This window comes from Micromonospora sp. SCSIO 07396 (assembly GCF_053667945.1).
Window position 1 is genome coordinate 2,630,189 of record NZ_CM132210.1, and the last position, 18,138, is coordinate 2,648,326.

Genomic DNA, 18,138 nt, shown 5'->3' on the forward strand with positions numbered 1-18,138 from the left:
TTGTCTACACCCAGCGCTGAGATCATCGTGGCCGGGTCCCGGGCCCCCTCCCGGCGTCGCCCGGGAATGTGACACCGTCCGACGGATTGACCCGCAGATTGATACATGTCAGTGTTTGCTTCCCCGGCGTCTCCGCCGCGACCCCACCCCCGGGTCGCGGGTTCCCGTGCACCCCCATGCCGACCCCGGCACACGGGACGGTGACGCCCGCGCGGACCCCCGCCGACCCCCGTGAGGAGCTCGCATGAAGCGCAGAACCCTGGCGATCGCCGCCGTCACCGCGGTGACGCTCGCCCTGGCCGCGCCACCGGCCTCGGCCACCCCGACCGCCCGACCGGCCACCGCCGCGCCGGCCGTCGCCGCGCTCGCCGCACCGGACGTTTCGGTCAGCAACGTCCAGGCGCACCTGGCCCAGTTCCAGAGCATCGCCACCAGCAACGGCGGCAACCGGCGGGCCGGCTCGGCCGGCTACACCGCCTCGGTCGCCTACGTGAAGTCGAAGCTCCAGGCCGCCGGCTACACGGTCACCGAGCAGACCTGCACCACCTGCACCTACCGGGGCAACAACGTGATCGCCGAGTGGCCGCAGGGCCCCGCCGACGACGTGGTCATGTTCGGCGCGCACCTCGACGGCGTCGCCGCCGGACCGGGCATCAACGACAACGGCTCCGGCTCGTCGGTGCTGCTGGAGAACGCCCTGGTGCTGGCCCAGCAGAGCCCGGCCATGAGCAAGCGGGTCCGGTTCGCCTGGTGGAACGGCGAGGAGCAGGGCCTGCAGGGCTCCAAGTTCTACGTCAACTCGCTGACCACCGCCCAGAAGGGCTACATCAAGGGCTACTACAACTTCGACATGGTCGCCTCGACCAACGGCGGCTACTTCATCAACCGGGTCACCTCCAGCACCGCCGCGCCGCTCAAGGCGTACTGGGACTCGCTCGGGCTGTCGCCGGAGGAGAACACCGAGGGCCAGGGCCGCTCCGACGACTACTCGTTCCAGCAGGCCGGCATCCCCACCTCCGGTTACGCCATGGGGGCCAGCGCCCGCAAGACCAGCTCCCAGGCCAGCAAATGGGGCGGCACCGCGAACGCCGCGTACGACCCGTGCTACCACTCCTCCTGCGACACCACCAGCAACATCAACGCCACCGGCCTCAACCGCAGCGCCGACGGCGTCGCGTACGCCATCTGGGACCTCGCGGTCGGCGGCGGCACCCCGACCAACGACTTCTCCGTCGCGGTCAGCCCCACCGCCGGCGGCGTCGCCCGGGGCGGCTCCACCACCGCCACGGTCAGCACCGCCACCACCAGCGGCAGCGCCCAGACCGTCGCGCTGTCCGCCTCCGGCGCGCCCAGCGGCGTGAGCGTCGCGTTCAGCCCGTCGTCGGTCACCTCCGGCGGCTCGGCCACCATGACCGTCAGCGCGTCGTCGAGCGCCACCCTCGGCACCTTCACGCTGACCGTGACCGGCACCGGCTCGGCCACCCGGACGGCCAGCTACACCGTCACCGTCACCGGCACCGGCAGCTGCACCGGCGGCCAGGTCGTCGGCAACGGCGGCTTCGAGTCGGGCACCAGCCCGTGGACGGCCACCACCGGCGTCATCACCAACTCGTCCAGCCAGCCGGCCCGCACCGGCTCCTACAAGGCGTGGCTCAACGGCAACGGCAGCACCAGCACCGACACGCTGTCCCAGTCGGTGACCGTGCCGGCCGGCTGCTCCTCCTACACCCTCGCCTTCTACCTGCACATCGACACCACCGAGCGGACCACCACCGTCGCGTACGACAAGCTGGTGGTCCAGGTCGGCAGCACCACGCTGGCGACGTACTCGAACCTCGACAAGGCCACCGGCTACACGCTGCGCTCGTTCGACGTCGGCGCGTACGCCGGGCAGACGGTGACCCTCAAGTTCACCGGCACCGAGGACGCCTCGTTGCAGACCAGCTTCGTCATCGACGACGTGACGTTGCAGGCGAGCTGACCGACCCGGGTGGGGTGGACGCCTGGTCCACCCCACCCGGACCGTCATGGCGATAAATGTCATACCCCGGTCGGACCATGGGGACATGGCTGCCCCCGCGCTGTCCCACCACAGTGGTCAACCCCGATCCGTGCCGCTGCGCGAGCTGCGTACCCGGCTGACCCAGCTGATCGCGATGGCCGAGCTGACCGACACGGTCACCCTGGTCACCCGCGACGGCGACACCCGGCCGGTCGCCGCGATCGTGCCGGCCCCCGCCGCCCGCAGCGCCGCCCAGGCCCGCGCCGACGGTGACCGCCTCGCCACGGTGACCGCCGGCTGGGCCCGTCGGCTGGAGGAGTCGCACCGGCAGGGCGCCCTGCGGCACGCCGCCGAGCTGCGGGCCGTGACCGACGCCCTCGCCGAGGTCTGGGCCGAGCTGGACCGGCACGTCCCACCCGGCACCGACCCGGCCGTCGACCGTCTCCGCGCCGCCCACACCGACCTGCGCCGCGACTGACCTCTGGCGCGGCCTGCCTCCGGCCCGACGCCCGGGTCGGCCCCCACCCGCATCGCGCCGGCACGCCCGCCGCCAGACGCACCGCGCCCCTGCCACCTCACCGTGCCTTGGCCACCTCACCGTGCCTTGGCCACCTCACCGTGCCTTGGCCACCTCACCGTGCCCTGGCCCCATCCCACCCCCGCCCCACCCCCGCCCCACCCCCGCCCCATCCCATCCTGGGCCTGCCCCGGTCCACCTCGCCCCGGTGATCAAGGAGTTTGCGTCAATTGATCAAGAGGTTTGCGTCAACTTGAAGATCGAAGTTGACGCAAACCTCTTGATCACCGGGAACGGGAACGGGAACGGGGGCGGGGGGCCGGGTCGGGGCGGGGGTTGGTTAGCTGACCGGTGTGGGGGTTTGTGCCTGGTGGTTGGGGGTGTTCGGGCGGTCGAGTGTGCGCCATGGGCCGCCGAGTAGCGGGGTGAGCACCACCAGCAGGTAGCAGCCGCCCACGGTGACCAGGACGGGTGTGGTGCCGAAGCCGTCGACGGCCACCCCGGCGGCGAACGCGCCCAACGGCATGCCGGCCCAGCAGCCCGCCCCGATCACCCCGAACACCCGGGCCCGCAGGTGGGCCGGCACCCGTTCCAGCTCCACCGCGCCGAGCAGCGGGTTGATCGCGCCGGCGGCGAAGCCGGACAGGGTGAAGACCGCGATGATCCAGGGCAGCGGCGGCGCGGCGGCCAGCGCCCAGAAGGGCGGCGTACCGGCCAGGGCGAACGCGGTGACGAGGGTGGCCCGGCGGGGCAGCCGGTGGCCGACCGCGCTGAACAGCAGCGACCCGGCCAGCGCGCCGCCACCCATCGCGCCGACCAGCAGGCCGAACGCCGTCGCTCCGCCGAGTTCCCGGTCGGCCACCACCGGCAGCAGCACGCTGCTCTTGGTCGCGTCGAGGAAGTTGGTCACCAGCACCAGCAGCACCACCGCGCGCAGCAGCGGCTCCCGGGTCAGGAACCGCACCCCGGCCGCGAATTCCCGCCAGTAGCCGCCGCCGGTCGGGTCAGCCGGCATGGCCGGGCGCAGCGATCGGGGCACCAGCACCGTCACGACCAGCGCGGAGACCGCGAAGGTGACGGCGTCCAGGGCCAGCACGGGGAGCGCGCCGAGGCCGGCGACGAGCAGACCGGCAATCGGGGCGCCGATCAGCCGGGCGCCCCGCTCGCTGGCCTCGTACCAGCCGACGGCCCGTTCCAGCGGCACCCTGGCGGCGGTGGCCGCCTCCGGCAGCAGGGCGTTGCGGGCGGTCTGCCCGGGGGTGTCGAGCAGGCCGCTGGCGAAGACCAGCCCGAGCAGCGCCCAGAACGGCAGGCCGACCGTGGCGTCGAGCAGTGGCACCGCGGCGACCGTCAGCGCCGACACCACGTCGGCCAGGACGCTGGCCCGGCGGTAGCCGATCCGGTCCACCAGCACCCCGCCGAGCGCGCCGCCGAGCACCATCGGTACGGCGGCGACCGCGCCGGTGAGGCCGGTGGCGGCGGGCGAGCCGGTCTCGGCGAGCACATAGAGCGGCAGCGCGATCAGGGTGAGCATGTTGCCGGTGAGCGAGACCGTGTGACCGACCAGCAGGCCGACCAGCGGGCCACGGCGAGGCGGCGTCACCGCTGGTCCCGGAAGGCGTGGTACATCAGCGACACCGTCTCGGCCCCCGGCCGGGCGGGATCGCTTCGGGCCTGCCAGCGGGCGGCCAGCGCCTCCAGCTCGGCCCGCAGTTCGATCAGCTCGTCGCTGGTCAGGTGCAGCCAGGAGTCGGCGCTGGCGGTGCCGCGCACCCACTGCGGGTCGAGGGTCGCCTCGACGTCGAGGTAGTGGCCGAGGCGTTCCGCGTACCGGTCGAGCACGGCGCGGCGCAGCAGGTCGGAGGCGGCCCGGCGTTCTGGGTCGGCGAGCACCTCGACCGGTTCCCAGGACGTTCGGGCGTGGGTCGCCCGCCACCAGCGTTCCCGACGGTCCCGGGCGTGCTCGGGGGCCTCCTCGACGAAGCCGTGCTCGGCCAGCTTGCCCAGGTGGTAGCTGACCGAGCCGACCGCCTCGTCGATGGCGTCGCTGAGCATGCCGACGCTCTGCGGGCCCCGGACCCGCAGCTCGCCGAGTAGCCGCAACCGGGTCGGGTGGGCCAGCGCGCGCATCGCCCGGGGATCGGTCAGGTGCCGGGTGGGTTCCTCGGTCATGCACCCACCATAGAAGTACAAGACATGAAGTACAAGAAGTCTCGTGGAATGGCGGTGGCGCGTCGGGTCGGCGACGCGCTGCGGGGCGCGGACGCGCCGGGGACAATGCGACGGAGCGACGGCTGACGCGGACCGGCCGGGATCAGAAACCGGGAACACCGGGACCAGGAACAGAGGCGGTGCCGATGACCGAGCCGGCGGTGACCACAGCAGCCGGGCCGCTGGCATCCACCGGCCCGGAAACAGGAGCCGCAGACTGGCCAGAAGCCGGGGCCGGGGCCGGGCCGGGAGCCGTAGCCGCAGCCAGGCCGGGAGTCGGGGGCGGGCCGTGACGGCCGGCCTGGCGCTGACCTTCGCGCTCGGCGCGGCGTTCGGCTACGGCGTCGGCTCGGTCCTGCAGGCTGTCGGGGCCCGGCGCGGCGCGAGCACCCTGCGTGCCCTCGGGCACCCGCTCTACCTCGCCGGTCTGGCCTGCGACACGCTGGCCTGGCTCGCCTCCCTGGTCGCCCTCCAGAAGCTGCCCGTGTACGCGGTCCAGTCGGTCACCGCCGGCTCCCTCGCCGTCACCGTGGTCGTCGCCCGGATCGTGCTCGGCGCGCGGCTGCGTCGCCGGGACACCGGGGCGATCCTGCTCACCGTCGCCGCCCTCACCGTCATCTCGCTGGCCGCCGGCCCCGAACCACCGGTCACCGCGTCGACGGCGCTACGGGTCGGCCTGGCCGGCGCGGCGGTGCTGACCGCGATCGCCGGCCTCGCCGCGCTGCGGGTCGCCCGGCCGGTCGTCGCCGCCACCCTGGCCGGGCTGGCCTGGGGGATCACCGCGCTGTGCGCGCGGGCGCTCACCCCGCCACCCGACCCGCTGGGCCACCCCGGCACGGCGGCCTGGGACCTGCTGCGGGAGCCGGTCAGATGGGGACTGGTCGTCTCCGGGGTGACCGGGACGGTCCTCTACGCGCACGCGCTGCGGCACGGGCCGGTCGGGCCGGTCACCGCCGTGCTCTGGGCGGTCGAGATCGTCGTCCCGTCGGTCGCCGGGGTGCTGCTGCTCGGTGACGGGGTACGCCCCGGCTGGTTGCCGTGGGCGGTCCTGGCCACCCTGACCACCGTGGCTGCGGCGATCGTGCTGGCCAGCGCGCCGGGCACCGCGGACACCGCCGGGGCGGACGACCGCGCCCCCGGCTGAGCCCGCAGGGCACTCCGGGAGAAGGTCAGCCCGGCCGGTGGCCCTCGCCGGCCGGTCGCCGACCCTTGAGCCGGCGGCCCAACTCCCTGGCGATCTCCCGGTTCGCGTCGCGTTCGGCGAGCACCTGCCGCTTGTCGTACGAGCGGCGGCCCCGGGCCAGCCCGATCTCCACCTTGGCCCAGCCGTTGCTGAAGTACATCGACAGCGGCACCAGGGTCACCCCGGGGTCACGTAGCTTCTCCAGGATCCGGGCGATCTCCACCCGGTGCAGCAGCAGCTTGCGGGTCCGCCGGGGCTGGTGGTTGGTCCAGGTGCCGTAGCCGTACTCGGCGATGTGCAGGCCGTACAGCATGATCTCGCCGTCGCGTTCCTGGGCGAACGCGTCGACCAACGACACCCGCCCCTCGCGCAGCGACTTGACCTCGGTGCCGGCCAGCACGATGCCCGCCTCGTAGGTCTTCAGCACGGTGTAGTCGTGCCGGGCCTTCTTGTTGACGGCGACGGGCCGGCGCTCCGCGTCCCGCGACACCACGACCACCCCCACCCGGATCTGCCAGCGGCGTACACCCTACCGCCGACGCCGGCCCGGCACCCGCGTGGCAGGATCGCCGCATGTCGGAGTGGGCGGCGATCACGCCGGAGGACCGGGACTGGACCTTCGTCATCGACGACGGGTGCGCCGAGTGCGGCTTCGTGCCGCAGCGGGCCGACGCCACCGGGGACCGGCTGCGCGCCACCGTCCCGGTCTGGCGGGAGGCGCTGTCCCGGCCCGACGCGACCCGGCGGCCCGCGCCGACCGTCTGGTCGCCGACGGAGTACGCCTGCCACGTGCGGGACACCTGCCGGATCTTCCGGGGCCGGCTGGCGTTGATGCTCGACGAGGACGACCCGGTCTTCCCCAACTGGGACCAGGACGCCACCGCCGTCGAGGACGACTACTTCCACCAGTCCCCGGCCCGGGTGGCCGGGGAACTCGCCGCCCAGGCCGAGGCGACCGCCGCCGCGTTCGACGCCATCACGCCCGCGCAGTGGGACCGGCCGGGCCGGCGCAGCAACGGTTCGGTGTTCACCGTCGGTCGCTTCGCCGTCTACTTCCTGCACGACGTGGAACACCACGTGCACGACGTCACCCGCCCGGCGACCCCCAGCTGACCCGGAGGCGACGTCGCCGGCGGGCCGGCGTCGGGGTGGGGCCGGGCGGTGTGGCGCAGCCCCGGGAAAGGCCGCCCGGCCGGTAGGGTCCGCGGCCGTGACCGACGTCGACTTCCTCGCCGAGACCCGCGCCTCCTACGACACCATGGCCGCCGGGTACGCCACCCGGTTCCGGGCCGAGCTCGCCGCCCGCCCGGTCGACCGGGGCATGCTCGCCGCGTTCGCCGAAACCGTCCTGGCCGGTGGCGGTGGCCCGGTGCTCGACGTCGGCTGCGGCCCCGGCCGGATCACCGGCCATCTGCGCGCCCTCGATCTGACCGTCACCGGGCTCGACCTGTCCCCCGGGATGCTGGCGCAGGGCCGGCTCGCCCACCCCGACCTGCGCCTCGTCGAGGGGTCCATGCTGGACCTGCCGGTGGCCGACGGCGTGCTGGCCGGGCTGGTCGCCTGGTACAGCGTCATCCACGTGCCCGACGAGTGGCTGCCCCGGGTGTTCGCCGAGTTCCGCCGGGTCCTCGCCCCCGGCGGGCACGCCCTGCTCGCCTTCCAGGTCGGTGACGAGACGGTCCGCTACACCGAGGCGTGGGGCGAGCCGGTCTCGCTGGCGTTCCGTCGCCGCCACCCGGACCAGGTGGCCGCGTTGCTGCACGCCGCCGGGTTGGCGGAGCAGGCCCGGATGTGGCGGGCGCCGCAGGAGTTCGCCGGGGCGATGGAGCGTACCCCGCAGGCCTGCCTGCTGGTCCGTCGGGACGACGACCGGGCGTGACCGGGCCGCCACGGCACCTCGTATCCTGTTGCGCGGATCTGGCCCGCCCGTACGAGGAGGTTGGTGTGAGCAGTCGGACCGAGACGCTGGAGTTCCAGGCGGAGACACGCCAGCTGCTGCAACTGATGGTGCATTCCATCTATTCGCACAAGGACGTCTTCCTGCGCGAGCTGATCTCCAACGCCTCCGACGCGTTGGACAAGCTGCGGTTGGAGTCGCTGGTCGACTCCGACCTCGACGTCGACACCTCCGACCTGCACATCGAGCTGGTGACCGACCCGCAGGCCCGGACCCTCACCGTGCGGGACAACGGCATCGGCATGTCCCGCGAGGACGTCGTGTCGCTGATCGGCACGATCGCCCGCTCCGGCACCGCCGAGCTGCTGCGTAAGCTCAAGGAGTCCAAGGAGAGCGCCGGCGGCGAGCTGATCGGCCAGTTCGGTGTCGGGTTCTACTCGACGTTCATGGTCGCCGACCGGGTCACCCTGCTCACCCGGCGGGCCGGGCAGACCGAGGGCACCCGCTGGGAGTCCACCGGCGAGGGCACGTACGTGGTGGAGACCGTGGACGACGCCCCGCAGGGCACCTCGGTCACCGTGCACCTCAAGCCCGCCGACGACGAGGACAACCTGCACGACTACGCCGACCTCGCCACGGTCCGGCAGATCGTGAAGCGGTACTCGGACTTCATCGCCTGGCCGATCCGCACCACCGTGCCGGGCGTCGACGGCGGCGAACCCACCGAGGAGACCCTCAACTCCCGCAAGGCGCTCTGGGCGCGCTCGCGCGACGAGGTCGCCGAGGAGGAGTACCGGGACTTCTACCGGCACGTCAGCCACGACTGGACCGACCCGCTGGAGACCATCCACATGCGCGGGGAGGGCACCTTCGAGTACGAGGCGCTGCTGTTCCTGCCCGCGCACGCGCCGTACGACCTCTACCAGGCCGACGGCCGGCGCGGGGTGCAGCTGTACGTCAAGCGGGTCTTCGTGATGGACGACTGCGCCGCGCTGATGCCGAACTACCTGCGCTTCGTCAAGGGTGTGGTGGACGCGCACGACCTGTCGCTGAACATCTCCCGGGAGATCCTCCAGCAGGACCGGCAGATCCAGATCGTGCGCCGCCGGCTGGTCCGCAAGGTGCTCGCCACGGTCAAGGAGATGCGCACCGCCGACCCGGAGAAGTTCGCCACCTTCTGGGGCGAGTTCGGCCGGGTGGTCAAGGAGGGTCTGCTGGAGGACGCGGACAACACCGAGACCCTCCTCGACCTGCTGTCGGTGGCCTCCACCCACCACGACACCGAGCCCACCACCCTGGGCGGGTACGTGGAGCGGATGAAGGACGGCCAGACCGAGATCTACTACGCCACCGGCGAGAGCCGCACCATGCTGGAGAACTCGCCGCACCTGGAGGCGTTCCGGGCCAAGGGCTACGAGGTGCTGCTGCTCACCGACCCGGTCGACGAGGTGTGGGTGGAACGGGTCGGCCAGTTCGACGGCAAGCCGCTGCGCTCCATCGCCAAGGGCCAGGTCGACCTGGAGACCGAGGAGGAGCGCAAGGACACCGAGGTCGCCCGGGAGCAGCAGAACAAGGAGTACGCCGAGCTGCTCACCTTCCTCGGCGGGGCGCTCGCCGACACGGTCAAGGAGGTCCGGCTCTCCTCCCGGCTGACCACCTCGCCCGCGTGCATCGTCGGCGATGCGCACGACATCACCCCGACGCTGGAGAAGATGTACCGGGCGATGGGGCAGGAACTGCCCCCGGTCAAGCGGATCCTCGAACTCAACCCGACCCACCCGCTGGTCACCGGCCTGCGCGTCGCCCACCAGCGGGGCGACGACAGCGCGGCGCTGACCGAGACCGCCGAGTTGCTCTACGGCACGGCGTTGCTCGCCGAGGGCGGCGACCTGGCCGACCCGGCCCGGTTCGCCAGGCTGCTCGCCGACCGGCTGGCCCGTACCCTCTGATCCGCCTCCGCTCCCGGCCGGGCAACGGCCCGGCCGGGAGCACCAGGGTTCGGCGGCCGGGGTGCCGGGTACACCGGCCGGCGTCGCAGCGGCGGCGGGTCGCCGCAGCGGATAGGGTTGGTCCAGGTGTGCCGGGAAGTCTGGTCGGCGGTGGATGACGCGACCCCTGCCGACGAGGAGTTCCTGTGACCAACGCCACCCGGCGACGCTCCAGCCTGTTCGCCCGCCGCTCCTGGGGCGAGACCAGTCGGATCTCGGCCATCCTGCGCCGGGAGACCGTCGGCGGGGCGCTCCTGCTCGGCGGGGCGCTCGTCGCGTTGGTCTGGTCCAATTCCCCCTGGTCGGGGTCGTACCAGGCGCTGCGGGACGTCACCCTCGGCCCGGCCGCGCTGCACCTGGATCTCAGCGTGGCGACCTGGGCCGCCGACGGTCTGCTGGCGGTGTTCTTCTTCGTCGCCGGCCTGGAGCTCAAACGTGAGTTCGTGGCCGGTGACCTGCGCGACCCCCGGCGGGCGGCGGTGCCGGTGGCGGCGGCCGTCGGCGGGGTGGTCGTGCCCGCCGTGCTGTACGCCCTGATCGCCGCCGGGGCGGGTGACGGCGCGGGCCGGGGCTGGGCCATCCCGACCGCCACCGACATCGCGTTCGCCCTGGCGGTGCTCGCCGTGGTGGGTCGTTTCCTGCCGTCGGCGCTGCGGACCTTCCTGCTCACCCTGGCGGTGGTCGACGACCTGCTCGCCATCATGATCATCGCGGTTTTCTACACCGCCGATCTGTCCGTCGTCCCGCTGGTGGGCGCGCTGTTGCCGCTCGCCGCGTTCGGGGTGCTGGTGCAGCGCCGGGTCCGGTCGTGGTGGCTGCTGCTGCCGTTCGCCGTCCTCACCTGGGTGCTGGTGCACGAGTCGGGGGTGCACGCCACCGTGGCCGGCGTCCTGCTCGCCTTCACCGTGCCGGTGCTGCGCAGCGCGGCGGCCGGCGGCCCGGACGCCGGGCCTGGCCTGGCCGAGCACTTCGAGCACCGGGTCCGGCCGGTTTCCGCCGGCATCGCCGTCCCGGTGTTCGCCTTCCTCTCCGCCGGGGTCACCGTGGGAGGGCTCGCCGGGCTGGCCACCGCGTTGACCGACCGGGTCGCGGTGGGCATCGCCGTCGGCCTGATCGTCGGCAAGCCGATCGGCATCCTGACCGCGACCTGGTTGGTGTCCCGGTTCACCCGGGCCGACCTCGACGAGGGCCTCAACTGGCTCGACGTGCTCGGGCTGGCGCTGCTCGGCGGGATCGGCTTCACCGTCTCGCTGCTGATCGGGGAGCTGGCCTTCGGGCTGGGCAGCGCCCGCGATGACCACGCCAAGGTGGCGGTGCTCGCCGGTTCGCTGGTGTCGGCCCTGCTGGCCAGCGTCATCCTGCGCGCCCGCAGCCGGGTCTACCGGCGGGTGCACGAGGCCGAGCAGGTCGATCTGGACCGCGACGGGGTGCCGGACGTGTTCCAGCCGACGCCATCTGCCCCCGCCCCCGCCCCCGCCGCCGACGACGGCCCGCCCGGCCCGGGGTGACCGCCGCCCCCGGGCGTCAGGGCCCGACCGGGTACGCCCGGGTGTCGCCGGCCGCCACGCTCGCCCAGACCTGCTGCCCGGGCAGCAGCCGCAGCCCGGCGGCGACGGCGGGGGTGACGTCGGCGACGGTGCTGACCGGCCCGGTGAGCTGCACCCGCAGGTGGTCGCCGTGCCGGTGCACCCCGGCGACGGTGGCCGGCCAGGTGTGCGGAGCATCGCCGCCGGGTCGGTCCGGGTGCAGGGTGACGGCGGTCGGTGGGAAGACCACGAAGGCGTCGCCGTCGAGCCGGTCGGCGGTCGGCACGGCGAACCCGTCGGCGAGGTGGACGAGATGCCCGTCGGCCCGACCCCGGAGCAGGTTCAGCCCGACCAGTCGGGCCACGTAGTCGGTGCGCGGCCGGGCGGTGACCGTGGCCGGGTCGCCCTCCTGGACCACCCGGCCGTCCTCGACGATGATCAGCCGGTCGGCCAACGCCAGGGCGTCGAGCGGATCGTGGGTGACCAGCACGGCCGCCCCGGCGTGGTCGGTGAGGTGGCGGTGCAGTTCGGCGCGGGTGTCCAGCCGGGTCCGGGCGTCGAGCGCGGCCAGCGGCTCGTCGAGCAGCAGCAGGGTCGGGTGGACGGCGAGCGCGCGGGCCAGCGCGACCCGCTGGGCCTGCCCGCCGGAGAGTTCCCGGGGCCGCCGTCCGGCGTACCCGGCCAGCCCCACCCGGTCCAGCCAGCGGTCGGCCCGCGCCCGGGCGGCCCGCCGGGGCAGGCCCTGCCGGCGCGGGCCGAACGCGACGTTGTCCCGGGCGGTCAGGTGTGGGAAGAGCAGGTAGTCCTGGAACACCACGCCGACCGGTCGCCGCTCCGGCCGGACGAACCGCCGCGCGTCCGGCTGGTCCAGCACCGTCGAGTCGAGGCGCAGCCGGCCGGCGTCGAGCGGATGCAGCCCGGCGAGGGCACGCAGCGCGGTGGTCTTGCCGGCACCGTTGGGCCCGAGCAGCGCGACCACCTCCCCGGCGGCGACGTGCAGCCGGACGTCCAGCCGGAACCCGGCCCGGTCGACGACCAGGTGCCCGTCGAGCAGCGGCGGTGTCACGGGCCGCCGATCCACCTGTCGCGCAGCCCGGCGAGGATCACCACCGAGACGGTGAGCAGCACCAGGCTGAGCACCACGGCGGCCTCCAGGTCGGTCTCCAGGGCCAGGTAGACCGCGAGCGGCATGGTCTGGGTCCGGCCCGGGTAGTTGCCGGCGAAGGTGATGGTCGCGCCGAACTCACCGAGGGCGCGGGCCCAGCACAGTACCGCCCCGGCGGCGACGCCGGGGGCGACCAGCGGCAGGGTGACCCGGGTGAAGGTGGTCCACCGGCCGGCGCCCAGGGTGGCGGCGGCCTCCTCGTAGCGGTGGTCGACGCCGCGCAGCGCCCCCTCCACCGCGATGATCAGGAACGGCATCGCCACGAACGCCTCGGCGAGCACCACGCCGGTGGTGGTGAACGGCAGCGTGACGCCGAAGGTGGCGTCCAGCCAGCCGCCGACCGGCCCGCGTCGGCCGAAGACCAGCAGCAGCGCCACCCCGCCGACCACCGGCGGCAGCACCAGCGGCACGGTGACCAGCGCCCGGACCAGCCGCCGGCCGGGGAACTCCACCCGGGCCAACAGCCACGCCAGGGGTACGCCCAGCGCCAGGCAGAGCAGCGTGGCCAGGGTGGCGCACTGCACCGACAGCCGCAGCGCGGTGAGCACCCCGGGTGTGGTGAGGCGCGGTCCCAGTGACGTCCACGGGGTGCGCAGCAGCAGCCCGCCCAGTGGCAGCAGCAGGAACAGCAACCCCAGGGCGGCCGGTACGAGCAGCGCGACCGGCATCCGTTGACCGGTGCCGCGACGGCGGGTGGACGCGGTCACGGGCCTGCCGGTGGCTGGAATCCGGCGTCGGTGAGGACGGCTTGCCCGGCTGTGGACCGGACCAGCGCGACGAAGGCGCGGGCGGCGGTGGGGTTCGGCGCGTCGGTGAGCACCACGATCGGGTAGTCGTTGCCGGCACGGGCGGACTCCGCGAACTCGATGCCGTCGACCTCCCGGTCGGCTGCGCGGGCGTCGGTGCGGTAGACCAGCGCCGCGTCGACCTCGCCGAGTTTCACCTTGGCCAGCGCGCCCTTGACGTCCTGTTCGAGGGTGACCGGGGTGACCCGTACGCCGGCCGCGTCCAGCGCGGTGGTCGCCGCCGCCCCGCACGGCACCTGGGCGGCGCACAGCGCGACCTTCAACCCCGGCCGGGTCAGGTCGGCCAGCCCGGCGAGGCGCTGCGGGTTGCCCTGCGGCACGGCGATGACGAGCTGGTTGCGGGCGAAGACGGTGGGGGTGCCGGCGGCGTGACCGGCGGCGGTGACGGTGGTCATGTTCGTCGGGGCGGCCGAGGCGAACACGTCGGCGGGGGCGCCCTGGGTGATCTGGGTGGCCAGGGCGGAGCTGCCGGCGAAGTTGAAGGTGACGGTGGTGCCCGGGTATTCGGCCTCGAACCGCCGGCCGAGGGTGGTGAACGACTCGGTCAGCGACGCGGCGGCGAAGACGGTGAGGGTGCCGCGCGGCCCGCCGTCGGCGGCCGGCGCGGTGGTGCCGCCCCCGCATCCGGCCAGGGCGGGGACGGCCACCACGAGGGCGGCGACGACGACACGGATCCGCTGGCGCACCGGACGGCTGCCGCCGCGCTGTCGGGCGGCCGTGGTGGTGCCGGTCACGGGTCGGTCCTTCCCCTGGCCTGCCCGGTGGGCGCGGGCCGCTCCACCACGACGGTGGTCGACTTGATCACGGCGACGGCCACCGAGCCGACCCGCAGGTCCAGCTCGTCGACGGCCTCGCGGCTCATCAGCGAGACGATCCGGAACGGCCCGGCCTGGATGTCGACCTGGGCCATCACGGTGTCCCGGACGACGGCGGTGACGATCCCGCGCAGCCGGTTGCGGGCGGAGGAGAACTCGGCCCCCTCGTCGGGGGCGGCGGACTGGGCGCGGACGAAGCCGGCCAGGTCCACGCCGTCGACGATGCGGTGGCCGTGGGTGTCCCGCCGGGCGGGCAGCCGGCCGGCGTCCACCCAGCGCCGCACGGTGTCGGCGCTGACCCCGAGCAGCTCGGCGGCCTCACTGATCCGGAACACGCTCACCCGGTCACCCTAGCGGCCTGCATCTGCCCACCGGAAGCGGGATTCCACCTCGCGGACGCCACCCTCTAGCCCTCTGTCGGCTCGCAGTCGCTGGTTGACGGGAGACTGGCCGGCGCAGGGACGTGGTCGGGACCCGGCGGCCGGGAGCAGGCGGGGGCGGGGGAGCGGGTGGGGCGGACACGCCGACGGCCGGCCGTCGCGGGTGCGACGACCGGCCGCTGCCGGCGGTGGGCGGGTCAGCTCAGGGTGAGCGCGGTGTCGTCCACCACGAAGGACGTCTGGAGGCTGCTGTCCTCCACCCCGCTGAACGAGATGGTGACGGTGCTGCCCGCCGACGCGGACACGTCGAAGCTGCGCTGCACGTAGCCGCTGGCGGCGTTGACGTTGGAGTACGTCGCCAGCGTGGTGCTGCCGGCCTTGACGGTCAGCTTGTCGTACGCCGTGCTGCCCGACTCGGCCGTGTCGATGTGCAGCCAGAAGGACAGCGTGGCCCGGCAACCGGCCGGGATGCTCACCGACTGGGTGAGGGTGTCGGTGTGGGTCGAGCCGTACCCGTTGAGCCACGCCTTGTACGAGCCGCCGTGCGCGGCCTGGCTGGCCGACGAGGTGATCACGCCCGAGGTGGCGGTCCAGCCGGTGGCGCCGGACTCGAAGCCCGGGTTGGTCAGCTTCTGGCCCGAGCAGCCGCCCGAGGTCGGGGTGGGCGTCGGGGTGGAGGTTGCGGTCGGGGTGGGCGTCGGGGTGCCGCCGGTGCAGGTCGGGTCGGCGGACTGGGCGGGCACGCTCACCGCGTCCCAGGCGGCCTTGACCGTGTTGAACTCGGTGCAGCTGCCCGGGTAGAGGGTCTTGGCGGCCTGCAACGTCCAGGTGCGGTACTTCAGGTACGACGAGGTGGTCGTCTTGAGCAGCATCGCGTTGTACATGATCTTGATGGCCTTCTGGATGCCGAGGCCGGTCACGGTGCTGCTGTTGCAGGTCGGGCTGGTCGGCTGCCCGTTGGTCGGGTTGCTGCCCATGGCCAGCAGGTAGAACCAGTGGTTGCCCGGACCGGCCGCCGCGTGCACCTCCTGGCTCGGGATGCTGCTGGAGTAGCAGTTCGCGTCACCGAGCGCGGAGGGGTTGTACATGTTGCGGATCGGGCCGCTGCCGACCAGGTTGATCTTCTCGCCGACGAGGAAGTCCGGCGCGTCGTAGGTGGACGGCTCGTTGGCGAACCACTCGGTGGCCGCGCCGAACGTGTCGGCGACGAACTCCTGGGTGTTGCCCCGGGAGATGCCACCGGGGGTGGTGTCGTCGATGCCGTGGCCGATCTCGTGGGCTACCACGTCGAGCGAGCCGATCCACTGCCCGGCGGTGTTCTTGCCGATCTGCACCTGGCTGCCGTCGTAGTAGGCGTTCTGGTCGTTGAGGCCGACCCGGATGGGCCACGCGCCACCACTGCCGTTCGCGCCGTTGCGGCCCAGCCACTGCGACAGCATCTTGTGCTCGGTCTGCGCCGAGAACAGCGCGTCGACGCAGCCGGTCTCCTTGTTGGTGCCGGTGCCGTTGCCCCAGACGTCGTCCGAGCCGGAGAAGGTGGTGTTGTTCGCGGCGTCCTGGCAGCTCAGGTTGGTGGTGCTCGGGTCCTTCAGCGAGTAGGTGCTGCCCGACTGGGTGGTGCTCAGGGTGACCGGCCCGTTCCACGCGCCGGTGCCGGTGCCCCGTACGACGTGCTCCTGGGTGTCCAGCACCGCGCCGGTTGCGGCGTCCACGGCGACGGTCAACCGGCTGGGGCCGTCCGCGCCGGTGCCGGTGACGGTGGTCTCCCAGGCCAGCGTGGGCCGCGCGCCGAGGGTGTGCACGACCAGCGCGGTGCCCTCGACGCCGGCGACCGTGCGCAGTTGGGCGCGGGCGGTCCGCTCGGCCGCGGCGGCGGTGAGCTTCGGGGTGGTGGACAGGTTTCCGATGCTCTGCTGCTGGGCGACGGAGGCGTAGGTGACCTCGCCGGTGGCGGTGGTCGCCAGGACGAAGTCACCGCCGACCACACGCAGGCCCCGGTAGGTGCGTTCGTAGGGCACGTACTGGATGCCCTCGGAGGAGATGACCGGCCGTTGCACGAACGCTTCGTCGGCGCTGGCGTGCAGGTAGGCGGGGCGGCTGGCGACCAGCGAGCTGGCCGCGTCGACGGCGGCGGCCCGGGCCTGGGCCGGGTCGGGTACGGGGTGGGACGGCGCGGCCTGGACCGCTGCGGCGGTGCCTGCGGCGATCAGGCCGGCCGCGACCGCGCCGGAGAGCGCGACGAGGCGGGGTGAGAGCGTCAAGGGGGGGTGCTCCTGTTCTCGGGCGGCGTCGCGGTGCCCGGTGGGGTCGCGCGCCGGTGCTGCGTGAGGCATGGCCGCGACGGGCGGTCTCCGGGCTGCCGGCGGGCCCGGTGGGGGTGACTGTCCGTCGCGAGTCGCCGGGGGTTGGCGACTGCTGGAGGCACGATCACACGGGCAGGCACCCATATCAATGGGTTGACCCGGGCAACCATGGCCCCCGCCTGCCGAAACCCCTGTTGCCAGGTGATGAACGGCAGTCGTTCGCCCTGGTCTGAACAGGTGATCCCGGTGGATCTCGGCTGGCCGGCCGCCCCAGTTGCGGGTTTTCGCCGGAACGCGCGCCGGATGCGCATACACCCGGTCGACCAGCAGTACGACAACGTCGTCATGTCCGTCGTGCTCGTCCCGGCGGGCACGAGTCGGATGGGCGTCGGTCGCCTACCATGCGGCTGTGCCGGACATCGACGCGTACCTCGCCGCCGGGCAGGTCTGGCGGGGGCAGGGAGACTGGTCGCGGGCCGCCCGACGGGCCAAACGACGGATCACCACCGGGCGACGGGCGGTCGCCGCGCTGACCGCCGCCGCTGCGGTCGCCGGCACCGCGGCGGCCCGGCTGGCCGCGCCAGCGCCCGCCGCCGGCCGGGTACTGGCGCTCGTCGCCGCCGTGTCGCTGCTGCTGGTGCCGGTGCTCGGCCGGCGCGCGTCCCGGGAGGCGGTGGCCGCCTGGACCCGGCTGCGGGCGGTCTCCGAGGCGTCGAAGGCGGAGCTGTACCGCTACCTCGCCCACGTCGCCCCCTACGCCGGCGTCGACGCCGACGCCGTCCTGCTGCACCGCTACGGGCAGCTCGTGGACAGCGTCGGCGACCTGGTCGGGCACACCCTCGACGGCACCCCCGTCGACCGTCCACTGCCGCCGGTCACCGACCTGCCGAGCTACCTCGCCGGACGGGTGCAGCGGCAGGTCGACGGCTACTACCTGCCGGCGGCCCGGCAGGCCGGCCGCGCGGCCACCCGGATCGGCCGGGCGGCGACCGCGTTGACCGTCCTGGCCGCCGTGCTCTCCGCCGTCGCCGGGGTGTTCGGCGACGTGCTCGGCCTGACCGCGTGGGTGGGGGTGGTCGCGACGGTCACCACCGCGCTGGTCGGCTACGGCGCGGCCGAACGCTACGAGCAACAGCACCTGGAGTACGCCCGCACGGCCGACCAGTTGACCCGGCTGCGGCTGACCCGGGAGGCCGGCCTGGGCTGGACCGACGACGAGGCGTTCGTCGCCGAGGCCGAGCGGATCATCGCCCAGTCCAACACGGCCTGGATGGCCCGGATGATCGAGGACGATGGCGCTACGCAGCAGTGACATCACGGGCCGTGGCAGCTAGCATCGTCGATA

The 18,138-nt window shown here is 73.7% G+C and carries 16 protein-coding genes; 8 read left to right on the plus strand and 8 right to left on the minus strand.

The annotated features are described in order from the left end of the window. Positions 1-244: 244 nt before the first annotated feature. Both ACWCHM_RS11180 and ACWCHM_RS11185 read left to right on the plus strand, forming a co-directional pair. Positions 245-1,981, plus strand: coding sequence for a M28 family peptidase (locus ACWCHM_RS11180; RefSeq protein ID WP_454222346.1), 1,737 nt, complete (start codon positions 245-247; stop codon positions 1,979-1,981). 85 nt (positions 1,982-2,066) lie between these two features. Then, a complete protein-coding gene (locus ACWCHM_RS11185; protein WP_204960702.1) occupies positions 2,067-2,480 on the plus strand; it encodes a type II toxin-antitoxin system Phd/YefM family antitoxin in 414 nt (137 codons plus the stop codon). 379 nt (positions 2,481-2,859) lie between these two features. Here the strand turns inward: ACWCHM_RS11185 and ACWCHM_RS11190 are convergent, their stop codons facing one another. Together ACWCHM_RS11190 and ACWCHM_RS11195 are read right to left on the minus strand one after the other, a co-directional pair. Further along, entirely contained in the window at positions 2,860-4,122 is a 1,263-nt protein-coding gene (locus ACWCHM_RS11190) for an MFS transporter (protein ID WP_454222347.1), read from the minus strand. Further along, positions 4,119-4,691, minus strand: a complete 573-nt coding sequence (locus tag ACWCHM_RS11195; protein WP_204960704.1) for a winged helix-turn-helix domain-containing protein — start codon at positions 4,689-4,691, stop codon at positions 4,119-4,121. The genes ACWCHM_RS11190 and ACWCHM_RS11195 overlap by 4 nt, the downstream gene beginning before the upstream one ends. Before the next feature lie 328 nt (positions 4,692-5,019). On the opposite strand from ACWCHM_RS11195, the gene ACWCHM_RS11200 reads away from it, so the two are divergent. Then, entirely contained in the window at positions 5,020-5,874 is an 855-nt protein-coding gene (locus ACWCHM_RS11200; protein WP_454222348.1) for a hypothetical protein, read from the plus strand. Positions 5,875-5,899: 25 nt separating this feature from the next. On the opposite strand, the gene smpB is transcribed toward ACWCHM_RS11200, so the two are convergent. Next, on the minus strand, positions 5,900-6,403 hold the full coding sequence (smpB, locus tag ACWCHM_RS11205) for an SsrA-binding protein SmpB (protein ID WP_204960706.1): 504 nt from the start codon (positions 6,401-6,403) through the stop codon (positions 5,900-5,902). A gap of 83 nt (positions 6,404-6,486) precedes the next feature. Here smpB and ACWCHM_RS11210 point away from each other — a divergent pair, with 83 nt between their 5' ends. The 4 genes from ACWCHM_RS11210 (at position 6,487) to nhaA (ending at position 11,306) form a co-directional block, all read left to right on the plus strand. Continuing rightward, positions 6,487-7,026 carry a DinB family protein gene (locus ACWCHM_RS11210; RefSeq protein ID WP_454222350.1) on the plus strand — a complete coding sequence of 180 codons (540 nt, stop codon included), beginning with the start codon at positions 6,487-6,489 and terminating at the stop codon, positions 7,024-7,026. Positions 7,027-7,123: 97 nt separating this feature from the next. Continuing rightward, positions 7,124-7,792, plus strand: a complete 669-nt coding sequence (locus ACWCHM_RS11215; RefSeq protein WP_281897305.1) for a class I SAM-dependent DNA methyltransferase — start codon at positions 7,124-7,126, stop codon at positions 7,790-7,792. Positions 7,793-7,857: 65 nt separating this feature from the next. After that, the gene (gene htpG / locus ACWCHM_RS11220) at positions 7,858-9,759 is read left to right on the plus strand and encodes a molecular chaperone HtpG (RefSeq protein WP_454222352.1); all 1,902 of its coding nucleotides are present in this window, start codon (positions 7,858-7,860) and stop codon (positions 9,757-9,759) included. 185 nt (positions 9,760-9,944) lie between these two features. Then, positions 9,945-11,306 (plus strand): Na+/H+ antiporter NhaA, encoded by a 1,362-nt coding sequence (gene nhaA / locus ACWCHM_RS11225; protein ID WP_454222353.1) that lies wholly within the window; start codon positions 9,945-9,947, stop codon positions 11,304-11,306. Positions 11,307-11,322: 16 nt separating this feature from the next. On the opposite strand, the gene ACWCHM_RS11230 is transcribed toward nhaA, so the two are convergent. The 5 genes from ACWCHM_RS11230 to ACWCHM_RS11250 form a co-directional block, all read right to left on the minus strand. Then, entirely contained in the window at positions 11,323-12,405 is a 1,083-nt protein-coding gene (locus ACWCHM_RS11230; RefSeq protein ID WP_454222354.1) for an ABC transporter ATP-binding protein, read from the minus strand. Beyond that, positions 12,387-13,157 (minus strand): ABC transporter permease, encoded by a 771-nt coding sequence (locus ACWCHM_RS11235; protein WP_454223063.1) that lies wholly within the window; start codon positions 13,155-13,157, stop codon positions 12,387-12,389. Before ACWCHM_RS11235 ends, ACWCHM_RS11230 begins: the two co-directional genes overlap by 19 nt. A gap of 35 nt (positions 13,158-13,192) precedes the next feature. Continuing rightward, complete coding sequence (gene modA, locus ACWCHM_RS11240) at positions 13,193-13,981, minus strand: molybdate ABC transporter substrate-binding protein (protein ID WP_454223064.1); 789 nt, start codon at positions 13,979-13,981, stop codon at positions 13,193-13,195. 44 nt (positions 13,982-14,025) lie between these two features. Beyond that, positions 14,026-14,451 carry a TOBE domain-containing protein gene (locus ACWCHM_RS11245; RefSeq protein ID WP_454222355.1) on the minus strand — a complete coding sequence of 142 codons (426 nt, stop codon included), beginning with the start codon at positions 14,449-14,451 and terminating at the stop codon, positions 14,026-14,028. A 236-nt stretch (positions 14,452-14,687) separates the two neighbouring features. After that, complete coding sequence (locus ACWCHM_RS11250) at positions 14,688-16,751, minus strand: M4 family metallopeptidase (RefSeq protein WP_454222356.1); 2,064 nt, start codon at positions 16,749-16,751, stop codon at positions 14,688-14,690. A 451-nt stretch (positions 16,752-17,202) separates the two neighbouring features. On the opposite strand from ACWCHM_RS11250, the gene ACWCHM_RS11255 reads away from it, so the two are divergent. Next, positions 17,203-18,105: a DUF4231 domain-containing protein gene (locus ACWCHM_RS11255; protein ID WP_454222357.1), complete on the plus strand. Its 903-nt coding sequence runs from the start codon at positions 17,203-17,205 to the stop codon at positions 18,103-18,105. The last annotated feature ends 33 nt before the right edge of the window (positions 18,106-18,138 follow it).

Bases quoted from the DNA above. Each gene is read 5' to 3' on its own strand.
- ACWCHM_RS11235 (WP_454223063.1), bottom strand. From the start codon at position 13,157: ATGCCGGTCGCGCTGCTCGTACCGGCCGCCCTGGGGTTGCTGTTCCTG.
- ACWCHM_RS11210 (WP_454222350.1), top strand. From the start codon at position 6,487: ATGTCGGAGTGGGCGGCGATCACGCCGGAGGACCGGGACTGGACCTTC.
- ACWCHM_RS11195 (WP_204960704.1), bottom strand. From the start codon at position 4,691: ATGACCGAGGAACCCACCCGGCACCTGACCGATCCCCGGGCGATGCGC.
- ACWCHM_RS11180 (WP_454222346.1), top strand. From the start codon at position 245: ATGAAGCGCAGAACCCTGGCGATCGCCGCCGTCACCGCGGTGACGCTC.
- ACWCHM_RS11185 (WP_204960702.1), top strand. From the start codon at position 2,067: ATGGCTGCCCCCGCGCTGTCCCACCACAGTGGTCAACCCCGATCCGTG.